Consider the following 14,115-nt stretch of genomic DNA (forward strand, 5'->3'; position numbering starts at 1 on the left):
TGCGTCGGCGACAGGCCGGCGTGCGGCGATGAGAGCTAACCCCTGGGCCTGGCGCCCCGCCCGAAAGTGATATCGGCGTGCTCGGGATCCCAGCGGTTGCGGAACACCACCTCCTCGAGTGGCCGCCGGCGCACCGGTCCGTGCTGCCCGCGCGGCCAGCCGACGACGATATGCCCGGCCAGGAACCATTCGTCGGGGATGCCGATCGACTCGCGCAGAATCTGCCCGCCGTCGTAGGAAGCCCAGCTGGTCAAACAGGCGCCCAGCCCCTGCGCCCGCGCCGCGAGGTAGAAGTTCTGCAGCGCGGGATAGATCGAGCCGCCCTGCAGGAACTCCGAGGAGAAATCGTTTTTGAACGCGGTGAAAAGGACCGATGTGTAGTCGCCGGCCCGATCGTGCAGCTCGTAGGTGGCGCGGTTGTTCCGGGCGGCGCGGCTCCGGTCGTCTTCGGGGGGTCTGCTCATCCCGTAGATCGATTCGATCGACTGCAAGGCGATCCGGGCGGCCTGTGCCACCGCGGCGCGCTGTTCGGGCGCGTCCAGGACGATGAAACGCCACAGTTGCGCGTTGGCCCCGTTCGGCGCCCAGGTCGCGGCCTGCAGGCAACGCTCCAGTGTGGCGTCGTCGACCGGCTCGTCGGTGAAGCGGCGAATCGACCGTGCGGTGGACAGCACTTCCCAGACATCGTTACTCGGATCGCGCATTCTCTTGGTCTACTCGACGCAGGCGCAGTTGTCGAGGGGCCCGTGCTGTACGGGAATGGTTGCAGGACTCGGCTTTCGACCTCCGTCCGCTCATTTCCTGCCCGGCCCGCCGCCGCGCCGGCGCCCTTCGGCGGCCGGGCCATCTGGCCTGGGTCTGTGGATCACGCGCTGGTGAGGTTGCGTGACGTGCCGATGAAGTGTCCGGTTCGCCTCGGCACGCGCGACGACCGATCTCACGGCGCGTTGATTCGGTGGTGCGGAGCCGGGTACCCGGGCCGTACGAATGCCCTGCGACCGACAAAGGGGTGGACCCGATGCCTGACAATCGTGCGATGGACCCCGACCCGAGCCGGGATCCCGATCTGGACCGTGGCGGCGGTGTGCCCCCGGGCGCGACGCCGCCGGAAACCCCGCAGACCAGCGGTTTGTCCGCGCCCGAGCCGCGAACCAGCACACGGTTTCCGCCGACCGGGATCCTGGCCATTGTCCTGACCCTCGTGCTGATCGCCGTGGTCGCGGTCGTGGCGGTGGGATTGGTCATCACTCTTGCCGGATGATCCGCTCGGTGCGCGTGGTGAGTCGACTGTCCGGGTGCGGAACGGGGTCGATGGTCAGGCAGGGGTGTGAGTACGCCGCTCGGCCGGTCGGGACCACGCCGGAGCTGGACAGGAGGGCGGCGGTATGACGTCATGGCGTGCGCGGGCCATGATCGCCCGGATGTGGTGGCAGCAGAACAAGAAGTTCTACGCCGATCCCGCGGTCATGCGCGAGCGGCTACCGCAGCACCAATCGCCGGAGCGTGCTCGTCCGCCTCGCCGCATCCACGATTCGTACGATGTCTCTCGCCGCGTGGTCGATGGGGACGACGTCTACACCATCGAACCACCGGGTGGGCCGACCTCGCCGTGGCATATCGTCCACCTGCGCGAGCGGCGGCAACCGCAACCGGCCGCGCTCGCGTTGTTCTCGCCGTGGATCGACCTCGCCACCGACGACCCGCTGTCCCTGACACTCCTCGACAAGCACGAACGTCACACCATCATTGCCGATACGCAGTTGCGGATGTACTGCGTCTTCGCTCCCGCCGTCCCTCCGGGCAGCGACTAGGAACTTCCGGCGCCGCCGGGCCCCGCCTTCACGGCTCGCAGAGCACTGTACGGCCCGCCTCATCGATGCCGATGCGAGCTCGCAGGCGAACCGATCGTCGCCTTCTCCGGGCAGGGAAGCGAAGCGAGCATCCGTCCGAGGGGCGGCGCGGCAGTCCTCTGCCGGACCGTGGCTCGATGGCTTACGGGCCACCGTGCATATGAGCCGTTCATGTGACCATTCATTCTTGAGAATTATCCCTCCGGCGGTCCCGCTCTACCCGTCATGTCGGTCGATCGATTCGGTCACACCTGCGGCGCCTAGCGCTTCGTTCGATAACTGCGCTGTCCGCGGACACTTCGCGACGTTCTCGTCTGTCCATCCCCCAGGCCACTCCATCCTGGACAGCTGTCTGGTACAGCTGGTAAGTTATTGAATATTCCGCTTGTGTGGCGGGCCGGGATTCACCATATTTCGGCGGTGATCGAGCTCAATGAGGAGTGGCGGCATGGATGGACTCAGCAGGCGCAACGCATTGAAGGCCGGTGGGGTGGCGGGGGCTGCCGGGGCGTTCGCGATGGTGGCGGCGACGTCTACGGGGCGGGCGCAGCCGTGGACGTGGTCGCCGGAGGGATCGGTGGCGGGCTCAGGTCCCGGCGCCGACCCGATGACGGTGTGGGACCCCGAGGCCGACGAACTGGTTGCCGGACTGATCGATCGGGGCGAAGTCCCCAGGGTCAACGACTTGTTGCGCACCTGGACGAGGAACGGTCAGCCGTTGCCCGGCGGGTTACCGCCGGAGCTGCGGGACTTCATGGAGTACGCCCGTCAACTGCCGCAGTGGACCGATCAGGCCAAGCTGGGCACAGCCATCGAGTTCAACAAGAAGCGCGGACTGTACCTCGGCGTCCTGTACGGATTCGCCAGCGGAATGATGAGCACCGTTATTCCCAAAGAAGCGCGGTCGGTCTACTACTCCAAAGGTGGTCACGACCTCGAGGACCGCATCTCCAAAACCGCCAAACTCGGCTATGACATCGGCAGCGCGAACGCCTACGCCCCGGACGGGGAAATGGTCGTCACCTGCGTCAAGACCCGGCTGGTCCATGCGGCAGTGCGGCACCTGCTGCCGCAGTCACCCCACTGGGTGCACTCCGCCGAGGAGGACATCCCGATCAGTCAGAACGACATCATGGTGACCTGGCACAGCCTCCCCACGACCGTGATGAAGCATCTGACCTCCTGGAAAGTGCCGATTCCGGTGCACGAATCGGAGGCGTTCCTGCACTCGTGGCAGGTCGCCGGACATATGCTCGGCGTCCGCGACGAATACATCCCGAAATCGTGGCCCGAGGCCAACTCCCAAGCGGCGCAGGTGCTCGATCCCATCCTCGCGCCGACGCCCGAAGGGGTGAAACTGGCCGACCGGCTTCTGAGCCTGGGCGCCAATATCGACCTCACAGTCCTCACCAAGCCCGTCCTCGGCGCATTCACCCGTTTCCTGCTCGGCGACCGGATCGCCGACGGTCTGCACATTCCGCGGGAACCGGTCTGGGATCCGTTGCTCCGGTTCAGCTGGGGCCCCTTCATCGCCGTGCGCGAGGGAATACTCACCGCCGTCCCGCCGGCTGCGGATCCCTACTGGCTCCTCGACGAGTTCCTCCGCAAGGCGGCCCTGATCTACCTGTCCGAATTGCGCATGCCGATCAGTATCGAGATCCCGACCATGAACCGCGATATGAGTGTGCCACCGCGCTGATCCATCGGGGGCGCTGGAACCCTCTCATTCTCGTCACCTTCGGCCTGTCAGCCACCAATCGTCCACAGCAAGGAAACCCGATGACGCCCATCACTATTCGTCTTGCCGTAGCTTCCATCGCTTCAGCGAGTCTTATCGGCACCGCGGCGGGAGCGTCGGCCGGCCCCGGTTCGTCCCCCGCGCCGGTCGCCGAGACCGAATCCGGAACCGGCTCCTCGGCGGCGGACTCCGGCTCGGCGGCGGCGCGATCGGCCGGCGTGCTCGCCGGGAACGGCGACATCATCGGAGTCATCGTTCTTCTCGGTGTCACCCCGTTTCAGATGTTGACCGGCGGCATCTGCGACCTGGCAACCATGTCGGCGCTGCCGAGCCCCTGCACTCCGGGGCCTGCCCACTACACGGGGGCAACCCCGAATACGCGGTAGGCGGCGGGCTGACTACTCGGCTGCCTTCCGCGGGCAACGGGGCGAGCCCGCGGGCCTGTCAGCCGCCCCGTTCGTACAGCCCGCGCACGGTGTCGACCGTATCGGCCTCTGCGGGGGACTTGTCGTCGCGATAGCGCACCACGCGGGCGAATCGGAGCGCCAGACCGCCGGGATAGCGGGTCGAACCCTGCACCCCGTCGAACGCTATCTCGACGACCTGCTCCGGCCGCAGCCGCACCACGTACCCATCGGTCGGGCCGTCGGCGAGTTCGGTGAATCGCCTGGTCTGCCACTCCAGCATGGCGTCGGTCATCCCTTTGAACGTCTTACCGAGCATCACGAACCCGCCGGTGGCGGGATCGAGCGCGCCCAGATGGATGTTGGACAGGGTGCCGGTGCGCCGGCCGGAACCCCATTCGACGGCGAGTACGACGAGGTCCAGGGTGTGCACGGGTTTGACCTTGAGCCAGCCGGCACCGCGGCGCCCGGCTTCGTAGGGTGCCGACGGCGATTTCGCCATCACCCCTTCGTGGCCGGCGGCCAGCGTGCGGTCCAGGAACTGCTGGGCCGCCGCGGTGTCGTCGGTCACCAGGCGGTCGACCCGCTGGTCGCCCGGGACGAGGGCGTCGAGGGCGGCGAGCCGGTCGCGGGCGGGCAGGTCGAGGAGATCGCGGCCGTCGAGACGAAGCAGGTCGAAGAAGAACACCGACAGCGGATCCAGATCGTCCGGATGTTTGCGGCCGAACCGGGCGGCCGTGACCTGGAAGCGATGCGGTCGTCCGTCGGGTCGTAATGCGATCGCTTCGGCATCGGCGATCAGATCGGTCGCCGGTAGGGCGAGGGTGGCCGCTACGACCTCGGGGAGCCGGCCGGTGACCTCGTCGAGACTGCGGGTGTAGATCGAGACCGCGGGCCCGGCACGGTGGATCTGCACCCGCGCGCCGTCCAGCTTGGCTTCGAGAACAGCGGTGCCGCCGAGCCGCTGGAGTGCCTCGGCGACTCCGGTGGCGGTCTGCGCGAGCATCGGACCGACCGGGTGCCCCGGGCGTAGCCGGAACTCCGCCAGCGCCGCCCGGCCCGCGGTGAGCGCGGTGGCCGCGACAGTCGGCAGGGCGCCGGCCAGCATCGCCGCCCGGCGCACCTCGGCGGCGGGGATACCGGCGGCCTCGGCGACCGCGTCGGACATCACCCCCGCCAGCGCGCCCTGGCGCAATTCACCGCTGAGCAGCCGGCGCAGAAACGTCTGCTCGATATCGGACGCCCTGCCGAACAGATCGAGGACCAGTTCGGCGCGTAGGGCGCGGGCTCCCGTCCCGGCGACCTCGCCGATCCGGGTGAACCGCGTGTCGACCTCGGCGATCGTGAGCGTCGGGGTCGCCGCGGGCGGCGGAAGAGCCCGCAGCGCCGCCCAGCCCACGCCGATCTGACGTTGCGGCAGATCACCGGACAGCCAGGACGCGGTCACCGCGATCAGCCGGGCGTCGCCGTCTGCCGCGACGCGGCTCAGCAGCGCGGCGAGACGGGTGGACTTGGCCCGCCGGGCCGACGCCGACGCGATATCGGCGGACGCGGCGGCGACCTCGGCGAGCAGCACGTCAACAGCCTGGCATGCCCACCGGCTCCGGGCAATCAGCGCGCTGTCAACATTCGCTGGTCGCCGGGATTCCGCGCAGGCGCTCGTCCAACCAGATCATCGCTTCGGGATAGCCGAGGCCCGCCGCGATGATGTGTTCGCCGAGCACACCGCGGTAGATCGCGGTGACGCCGAGTGCGCACTGTTCGCGGTAGAGGTTGCGCGCGCCCTCGGCCGGGATCCAGAACTCCTGGTCACCGTTGTAGATGTAGAGCGGTGCCGCCGACGCGAGCCCGGCCATCCGGGTCACCTCGTAGATATCGTGTGCCAGCGCCGAGTGCAGGGGGTCGGCGATATTCGCGGCGATATCGATCGGGAGCAGCAGCACGCCGGGCAGCGCGAAAACGCTCACGCACTGGTCTTTCATCGGCGAGGTGGTCACCCACTGGGCGAGGTGGTTCATCCGGGCCAGGATCTCCGGTCGCTCGCGCCCGATCCCGAAGACGGCCGCCATGAACACGCCCGAGGCCAGATTGCCGTTCATACTGCGGGCCAGGATCTCGTAGTCGGCGGGTACCCCGCCGAGTGCCGCGCCCACCAGTGCCGGTGCGAGTTCGGGCGCGTACCCATCGACCAGTTTCACCGCGCCGTGTGTGGCGATCGCGCCGCCGGAATAGCCGGTCATCGCGAACCTGCTGGCGCCGAACTCGTCCGGCCGCCAGTTGCGGACCGCACGCACCGCGTCCAGTACCGCGTGCCCCGCGACGTAGGGCTCGGCGTAGGCCATCAGCGGGCCCTCGTGATCCGGAACGAGTACGGCGTAGCCGCGCAGCGCGGCCAGGTGGGTGGTGGGCGGTAGGAAGTCGGTGAGTGCGCTGTCGGAGGAGAAGCCGTGTGTCAGTGTGTACCCCGGCGTGCATCGGCGACCGAGGGCGTCGATGGGGAGGTTGTTGACCACCACCGGGCGCGCTCCGGGTACCGGCGAGGCGGTCGCCGGGATCACCAGCGAGGCCGTGGCGAAGGACGGGCGGCCGTGCGCATCGGTGGTCCGGTATTTGAACAGCAGCGCCTGCCGGATCGGCACCACGATCAGCGGCGCGGCCGAGGCGGTGATATCGCGGACCTCGATCACCGCACCCGGGGCGAAGCCGGCGAGATTCGGCGGCCACAGATCGAATATCGGGTCGCCGACCGGCGCGGGCAGCACGGCCTGATACAGCGCCGTCGGCCCCGGGGCCGGGTCGTTCGTCTCCTCCCTCGGCACCGGCTGGGGCGCCTGCCCGATCGGCGGTGGCGGAATCACCTGGTCGATCCACTGCTGGATACCGGGCAGGACTGCGCCGGTCGCGTCCGCGGGCGGTGGAAATACCGGTAGCGCGGGGATCGGGAGGACGGGAGGTGCGGGCGGCTGGGCCGCGGCGTGCCCGGTGAGAGACAGCACGATGGTGAACACAGCGAGAGCGCTTGCACGCAAACATCTCATGGCACACGCCCCTGGGTGCGATGTCGATCCATCTGGCACCCGAGGAGATGCGGGTTTTCGACCCCGGAATGTCCCCTGTTGTACCGGGGCCAGGGGCTCAGATTACGTGACCGGATGCCGGTTGTAGTGATACGTCACAAGATTGAGACGGCGTGCTGCTGATTCGAGACAATGCGGAGCGGCTGCGGCGCCAATTCACAACTCCGTCGCCACCTTCCACGCGGTATGGATCGCGCCCTGTATGTAATCGACCGCTACGGCGTCCCCCACCACATGTACCTCGGGCACGACGCCGGCCAGCGCATCGGCGAGCGGGGCCTGCGCCGAAACCTCGGAAGCGACGACGACCATATCCGCGGCCGCGGACAACGGAGTGTCGCCGACGCGGAATTCGACCGTCTTCTCGGTGATGCGCTGCACCGTGGCCGCTCGATGGATCGTCACGCCGGCCTCGCCCGCGTGCCGGACGGCAGTCCACCGCCGCGGTAGCGCCATCGGCACGCCGAGTTGCCGGCCCTCCGCGAGCAACGTCACGGTGCGTCCGCGCCGAGCCAGGAACTCCGACAGTTCCAGTCCGACCAGCGAGCCACCGATGACGACGACGTTCTTGCCCGTCGGCAGGAACATGCGGGTGACGGCGCGGATCGCGGCCGGGCTCTTGGTGATGCCGCAGAGCTTGCCCAGCGCGGCGGCGGTCCGCAGCAGCGGTGAGACCCGCGAAACCTCTCCGGATCCGGTCAGCAAGGCGCGCAAGGTATCACCGGTGTGCACGTGCGGCAGATCGCTACCGGGAACCGCCGGTCGCCCACGGACCGCGCCCGTGGCGACGACCACCACGTCGGGGGCCAGTGCCCTGATCGCGGGCACGGTGGCCTCGGTCTTCAACCGGATATCGACGCCCAGCAGTTCGACCTGCACCGTCAGCCAGTCCAGCAAGCTCTGGTTGTCCGGCGTGGTGAGGCTGGAGAACCAGAGCGTGCCGCCGAGCCGATCGGACTTGTCCAGCACCGTGACCCGGTGTCCACGCTCGGCGGCCACCCGGGCGGCCTCGAGTCCGCCGGGGCCTGCGCCGACGACGACAATGTGCTTGCGCGCGGTGGTGGGTACCAGCGGAAGCAGCGTTTCGTTACCCAGGGCGGGGTTCACCGCGCAGAGAGGAGTGTCGTCCCAGAAGTTCTCCTGCACGCACACATAGCAATTGATGCAGGGACGGACCTGTTCCGGCGTTCCCGCTCGGAGCTTGTTCACCAGGTCCGCATCGGCGAGCAGTTGCCGCCCCATCGCCACGAAATCGGCGCCGCCTGTAGCGATCGCCTTCTCGCCGACGTCCGGCAGCATCCGGCCGACGGCGATCACCGGCACGGACACGGCCTGCTTCACCGCGGCCGCCAGATCCGTGTAGGCGCCGACCTCGTCGGGCAGCGGACCGTCGGTGAAATTCGAGAACGGATTGCGGCCCCACCCGGTGACGTGGATGGCGTCGGCACCGGCCGCCTCGAACAGTGCCGCGGCCCGCACGGCCTCCGCGGTGGTCAGCGCGCCCTCCTCGCCGAACTCACGTCCGGCGACGCGCACCAGGATAGCCAGCGAATCACCGACCGCCGCGTCGACCGCGCGGATCACCTCCACCGCCAGTCGCGCTCGGTTCTCGAGGGATCCACCGTAGTCGTCGGCGCGCCGGTTGTCCGCCCGGCTGAGGAAGGCACCGAGCACGTAGCCGTGCGCGATATGAATCTCGACCGCGTCCCCGCCGGCGTCGCGCACCCGCCCGGCAGCGTCGGCGAAGCAGCGCACGAGCCAATCGATATCGTCCCGCGTCGCCTCGTGATAGGTGGCCCGTTTGCCGGCCGTGACGGCTCCCAGCTTCCGCAGCTCCTCGGGTGTGTTGTCGGCCAGCGCGGACAGGTCGGCCGGCCCGCTCGGCGCCGACGGAACCAGCAGCGGGCGATCCCGGACGGTGTCGATCCGGGCGATCTTGCCGTGATGTGTCATCTGTACGCACAGCTTGCTGCCGGCGGCGTGGACGGCGTCGGCCAGAGCCTTCAGCCCGGGAACGAACCGGTCCTCGGAGAGCCCGGGTTCCTTGGTGCTCGCGCATCCGATGGGGTAGGCGACGGCGCAGGCGCCGGTGATGATCAACCCGGTCCCGCCGGCCGCGCGGGCGGCGAAATGGTCGATATCGGCCTGCTCGATCTCGCCGTCGTCGCAGAGATTCATATCCATCGCGGGCATGACTACGCGGTTGACCAGTGACATCGGGCCGATGGTCCCCGGAGCGAGCAGGTGCGGGAAGGTCTGGGAGCGGGTCACGAGTAGAAGTTAAGTCGCCCGGCGACGTCGTGAAGCGCCGATTCTCGATCATCGAGACTTCGACCGAGGTGGGTGGTCTCGATGAGCCCGATCAGGGGGTGACACCTGTTCCCAGCCCGTCCGCCGTGGTGGTTCCGTTCGGTTCGGGTGGCACCTCGGGAGCGAACAGGGTGGAGAGTGCTGTGGTTTCCGGCGACCCGCACGGACCGATCGCAGGCGTGGGGTCTTTCCACTGGCTGAGACCGGATCGGCGGGCCGGCGACGGTCTGGATAGCGTCGGATCGGCATAGGACGCGGTGCCGGGGTCATATGGCAGCCGACAGGCGGGCAGGAGTTGGTATGGAGCGCGCGACCATTGCGGGGATGCTGCTCGATCGTCTCGGCGATTCGCACCTCGGAGTGCGGACCCGGGAGCGGGACTGGACCTGGGACGAGACGGTGCGGGAAAGCGCCGCCCGCGGTGCACTCGCCGCCGCGCTGCGGGTCGACGGTCCGTTCCATATCGGGGTGCTGCTCCCGAACACCCCGGAATATCTGTTCTGGCTCGGTGGCGCCGCGTTGAGCGGCGCGGTGATCATCGGTATCAACCCGACCCGGCGCGGTGCCGAGCTCGAGGCCGAGATCCGGTACGTCGATTGCCAGTTGATCGTGACCGATACCACCGGAATGGCACAGTTACGTGACCTCGACCTGGGGCTCGGCGCCGATCGTTTCCTTCTCGTCGACGCACCGTCCTATCTCGACCGGGTACGGGAGTACCGGGCCGACGAGCCGGCCGCGGCCCCGAGCGTGGACGAATCGACGCTGTTTCTGCTGTTGTTCACCTCCGGAACCACCGGTACCTCGAAGGCGGTGCGTTGCAGCCAGGGCCGGCTGGCCAGGCTCGCGCACGCGAACACGGAGAAATACGGGCACGTCCGCGACGATATCGACTACTGCTGTATGCCGTTGTTCCATGGAAACGCCCTGATGGCGCTGTGGGCGCCGGCGCTGGCCAACGGTGCGACGGTCTGCCTCACCCGGAAATTCTCCGCCTCCGGGTTTCTGCCCGATGTACGGTTTTTCGGTGCCACGTTCTTCACCTACGTCGGCACCGCCCTGAGCTACCTGATGGCGACCCCGGAAAATCCCGGCGATATCGACAACACCCTCGTCCGCGGGTTCGGCACGGAGGCGTCGCCGGAGGACCGAGCCGAATTCGCGCGCCGGTTCGGGGCGGAATTGTTCGAAGGCTACGGATCCTCGGAGGGCGCCGGATCGGTGAAATTCGACCCGGACGCACCCGAGGGAGCCATGGGCCGGCCCGCGCACGGCGATATCGCCGTCGTCGATCCGGACACCCGCACCGAATGTGCGCGAGCGAAGCTCGACTCGTACGGCCGGGTACTGAACCCGGACGAGGCGATCGGGGAAATGGTCGACAAGGGTGGCGCGAAGCGTTTCGAGGGGTACTACAAAAACGAGGCCGCGGTGGCGGAGCGGATCCGGCACGGCTGGTATTGGACCGGTGATCTCGGCTATGTCGACGAGGCCGGATACATCTACTTCGCCGGCCGTAAGGGCGACTGGATCCGCGTGGCCGGGGAGAACATGTCGGCGCTGGTGATCGAGCGGATCCTGCGGCGGCATCCGGCGATCATCGCGGCGGGTGTGTACGCGGTGCCCGACCCTCGTTCGGGTGACCAGGTGATGGCCGCGATCGAGGTCGCCGATATCGCGGCGTTCGACCCGGACGAGTTCGCGGTGTTCCTCGACGGTCAGGACGATCTCGGTACCAAGTCGGCGCCCCGGTTCGTGCGGGTGTCGGAGAGCTTGCCGGTCACCGGATCGAACAAGGTACTCAAACGGGAATTGCAGGCGCAGTTGTGGCGTGGCGACGAGCCGGTGTTCCACCGGGTCGGCCGACGAGCGACGAAGTACGTACTGTTCACCGAAACCGACGAGCAAGCGCTGGAACGTGAATTCCACGCCTGCGGCCGCGCGCGGTTCCTACCGGACCCGCGGCGTAGCTGACTCGGTCCGCGTAGCACCCGGTGCCGCCGGACGCAGCTCCCGACTCGGGACCGTCTGCGGAGCCCTGCGTCGCGGGCCTACCGGAGCTTGATGCTGCCGCCGTCGACCATGATGGTCTGGCCGGTGATGTAGTCGGCGTCCGCACTGGCGAGGAATACCGCGACGCGGCCGATATCGGCTTCGGGGTCGCCGAATCGGTGCAGCGGGGTCTTGGCCAGCAGCACGTCTTCGATGCCCGGGTTCGCGGCGATATAGGACTCGACACCTTCGGTCAGTGCCAGCGGTGAGATGAGGTTGACGTTGATGTTGTCGACCGCCCATTCGTTGGCGGCGACCCGGCTGATCGCGCGGATCGCTTCCTTGGCGGCGGCATAGGAGGTCTGGTTCTTCTGCCCCTCGATACCGGCCCCCGAGGCGAAGTTGATCACCGTGCCCTGGTTGGCGGCAAGCTGTGCGTGCGCGGCCTTCATCAGCCACAAGGTCGGATAGAACCCGGTCCCGAAGGAGAGCTCGAGCATGTCCTGGGTGGTCTCGAGCAATGGCGCCTGGCGGGAGGCGTGTGCGTTGTTGACCAGCACATCGAGCCTGCCGAACGCCTCGATCGCCGCCGTCACGATCGTCGTCGCGCTCACTTCCTGCGAGATGTCCGCGTGCAGGAATCTGCCGGCCCCGGCCAATTCGTCTTCCAGTGCCTTCCCTGACTTTTCGTCGATATCGACGACAAGGACCGCGGCGCCTTCCTTGGTGAAGGCGCGGACGATTCCGCGCCCGATACCACCGGCGCCTCCGGTCACGATCGCGACTTTGCCGGCGAGCCTCATCGCGCTCTCCTTCCGATCGGGTGATCGGTCCGATCGGGTACGGCCGGACCGTGCGCACCGCATCACCCGCGGAGCTGTTCACCAGTGACCGCAGGGCGAGCCGCAGTGGCCGGACCATGGTCTGCCGGGACAGGCCGCCTTGTCCTGCGCCGTCTCGCTGAACGAAAACGGACAACCGGACTCGAGCCGCGCACTTGATGGTCCGTAGTACTCCAGCAAGCTCTGCTGAACAGCTCGGTTATGCCATACGGATCGGGTTGCGCAGCGCGGTTATGAGCGCGCCCGGCTGATCAGCTCCCAGGTTCGCTCCCTGCCCACCCCGGCCGCCGCCACCGGCGACATCGCCGCGGTCGCCGGTGATATCACCTCGGGTCCCACGCATCGTAATGCGCCGATGCGGTCCAGCACCTGGAGGACACGGACGAGGTCGAAACAGCCTTCGCCGGGCAGCCGCCGGTGGAAGGTGTCCTCGAGCACACTGCCCTCGAGCGTGGCACCGCCGTCCGAGACCTGCACCGAAAAGACCCGTTCCCCCGAGAGCGCCTCGAGCGCCGCGAAATCGGGATTTCCGCGGAAGAAGTGCCAGGTGTCGAATAGCAATCCGCCGTTCGCGCGCGCCGCCGTCTCGACGATTGTCAGGGCACTCGGCAGATCGCTGATCGCCATGACCGGCATGAACTCCAGCTGGACTCTGGCGCCGATGCCGGCCGCGCGGTCACACACCGCCGCGAAACAACCGGCGAGATCGGCTACCGGGAGGTCGCAGGTCGGCCGGGCCAGCACCGTCAGTGCGGTCGCTTGCAGCGCCTCCGCCATGTCCAGCACCTCGTCGGAACCGAACGCGGCAAGCGGCATACCCGCGGGCGGCTCACCCGGATACCAGGACATGAACCCTTCCAACTCGATATCCACCCCGGCGGCACGCACCGTGCGGCCCAATTCCGTAGCAGTGCAACCTGCCGAAGCTACGTCGATCGGGGACAGCGATATTCGGCGGAAGCCGCCTTCGACGGCAGCGGCCAGGCGACCCTCGATCGAACTGCCGTAACCGACCGTTCCGGCCCACAGTGCCCATTCGATGTCATTCTCGTGCATATCTTTTCCGTTCACATCATCGGCAGCCGGCAGAACCGCCGGGTGCTCACGCCGTCCGCAGTGCGACGGCCCGGGCGTTGTGCAGGTGGGCGGTCATGACCGCGGTGGCCCACTGTGGGTCGCCGGCACGCATGGCCGCGACGATCTCGACATGATGGGCCAGGCTGCGTCGCATCGAGGCGTCGTCGTAGGCATGGAAGTTCCGCGTGACCAAGGGGGTGCGCACCGCTCCGGCCAGCGCCGCCGCGAAGGCGGGGGCGTCGGCCAATTCCACCAACTTCTGGTGGAACGCGGTGTTCAGCGGTATCAGGGCGTCCAGATCCTGGTCCGGGCCGGGTGAGCCGACAGCGACCATCCGAATCGCCAGGTCGTCGAGCTCGGCGAGATCGGCTGCTCCGGCTTTTTCCGTGGCCATCGCGGTGAGCCGCGGTTCGAGTGTGCAACGCACATCGAACACACTCTCCAACTCCGCGACCGACCAGGTGGCCACCCGCGCGCCGCGGTTGGGCGGGAGCTCCACCCAACCCTCCGCTGCCAGTTGACGTAACGCCTCCCGGATCGGCGTCCGGCTCACCCCGAGCTGATCGGCGAGTTCCATCTCGGCCAGCCGGGCCCCGGGCGCGAACGTGTCGTTGAGGATGAGTTCGCGCAGGACATCACTGACCCGCTCGGCCGAAGTCGCCACCAGTGTCGCCACCCCTTCCTGGAATGCCCGCCCCTGGTTGCATGCAATCTACGTGCAGGGCGTCGAAGTAGCAAGGTATTGCCAGAGCTTCGCCAGGAGATGTATACAAGATTGGTGACTCTGTGGCGTGGAGCACAGTCGGGGGCCGGGGAAGAAGGAGT

Annotated in this window: 11 protein-coding genes and 1 pseudogene; 5 read left to right on the top strand and 7 right to left on the bottom strand. The window is 67.9% G+C overall.

Annotation, left to right across the window (positions count from 1 at the left end; all coding sequences use genetic code 11):
* Positions 1 to 35: 35 nt before the first annotated feature.
* Positions 36 to 704 (bottom strand): nitroreductase family protein, encoded by a 669-nt coding sequence (locus ACIA75_RS17555; RefSeq protein WP_397104969.1) that lies wholly within the window; start codon positions 702 to 704, stop codon positions 36 to 38.
* Positions 705 to 1,018: 314 nt separating this feature from the next.
* Between ACIA75_RS17555 and ACIA75_RS17560 the strand changes: the two genes are divergently transcribed.
* From ACIA75_RS17560 to ACIA75_RS17575, 4 genes and pseudogenes are all read left to right on the top strand, one after another.
* Positions 1,019 to 1,261 (top strand): DUF6480 family protein, encoded by a 243-nt coding sequence (locus ACIA75_RS17560; RefSeq protein WP_397104971.1) that lies wholly within the window; start codon positions 1,019 to 1,021, stop codon positions 1,259 to 1,261.
* 448 nt (positions 1,262 to 1,709) lie between these two features.
* Positions 1,710 to 1,811, top strand: a pseudogene (locus ACIA75_RS17565) (ectoine synthase); the annotation flags it as partial.
* 487 nt (positions 1,812 to 2,298) lie between these two features.
* Positions 2,299 to 3,549 (top strand): oxygenase MpaB family protein, encoded by a 1,251-nt coding sequence (locus tag ACIA75_RS17570; protein WP_397104973.1) that lies wholly within the window; start codon positions 2,299 to 2,301, stop codon positions 3,547 to 3,549.
* A gap of 80 nt (positions 3,550 to 3,629) precedes the next feature.
* Positions 3,630 to 3,974 carry a hypothetical protein gene (locus ACIA75_RS17575; protein ID WP_397104975.1) on the top strand — a complete coding sequence of 115 codons (345 nt, stop codon included), beginning with the start codon at positions 3,630 to 3,632 and terminating at the stop codon, positions 3,972 to 3,974.
* Between the two features lie 58 nt (positions 3,975 to 4,032).
* Here the strand turns inward: ACIA75_RS17575 and ACIA75_RS17580 are convergent, their stop codons facing one another.
* The 3 genes from ACIA75_RS17580 to ACIA75_RS17590 form a co-directional block, all read right to left on the bottom strand.
* Positions 4,033 to 5,568 carry an ATP-dependent DNA ligase gene (locus tag ACIA75_RS17580; protein WP_397104977.1) on the bottom strand — a complete coding sequence of 512 codons (1,536 nt, stop codon included), beginning with the start codon at positions 5,566 to 5,568 and terminating at the stop codon, positions 4,033 to 4,035.
* Between the two features lie 46 nt (positions 5,569 to 5,614).
* Positions 5,615 to 7,030, bottom strand: a complete 1,416-nt coding sequence (locus ACIA75_RS17585; protein ID WP_397104979.1) for a lipase family protein — start codon at positions 7,028 to 7,030, stop codon at positions 5,615 to 5,617.
* A gap of 195 nt (positions 7,031 to 7,225) precedes the next feature.
* Positions 7,226 to 9,340 (bottom strand): FAD-dependent oxidoreductase, encoded by a 2,115-nt coding sequence (locus tag ACIA75_RS17590; RefSeq protein ID WP_397104981.1) that lies wholly within the window; start codon positions 9,338 to 9,340, stop codon positions 7,226 to 7,228.
* Positions 9,341 to 9,679: 339 nt separating this feature from the next.
* Here ACIA75_RS17590 and ACIA75_RS17595 point away from each other — a divergent pair, with 339 nt between their 5' ends.
* Positions 9,680 to 11,353 (top strand): AMP-binding protein, encoded by a 1,674-nt coding sequence (locus ACIA75_RS17595; RefSeq protein WP_397104983.1) that lies wholly within the window; start codon positions 9,680 to 9,682, stop codon positions 11,351 to 11,353.
* A gap of 77 nt (positions 11,354 to 11,430) precedes the next feature.
* Here ACIA75_RS17595 and ACIA75_RS17600 read toward each other — a convergent pair whose 3' ends face one another.
* The 3 genes from ACIA75_RS17600 to ACIA75_RS17610 form a co-directional block, all read right to left on the bottom strand.
* A complete protein-coding gene (locus ACIA75_RS17600) occupies positions 11,431 to 12,174 on the bottom strand; it encodes an SDR family NAD(P)-dependent oxidoreductase (protein ID WP_397104985.1) in 744 nt (247 codons plus the stop codon).
* Between the two features lie 270 nt (positions 12,175 to 12,444).
* A complete protein-coding gene (locus ACIA75_RS17605) occupies positions 12,445 to 13,269 on the bottom strand; it encodes a sugar phosphate isomerase/epimerase family protein (RefSeq protein ID WP_397104987.1) in 825 nt (274 codons plus the stop codon).
* 46 nt (positions 13,270 to 13,315) lie between these two features.
* Positions 13,316 to 13,966, bottom strand: coding sequence for a GntR family transcriptional regulator (locus tag ACIA75_RS17610; RefSeq protein ID WP_397104989.1), 651 nt, complete (start codon positions 13,964 to 13,966; stop codon positions 13,316 to 13,318).
* Positions 13,967 to 14,115 lie beyond the last annotated feature (149 nt).

Origin of the sequence: Nocardia sp. NPDC051750, from assembly GCF_044453135.1 — a bacterium.
Taxonomy (GTDB): Bacteria; Actinomycetota; Actinomycetes; order Mycobacteriales; family Mycobacteriaceae; genus Nocardia.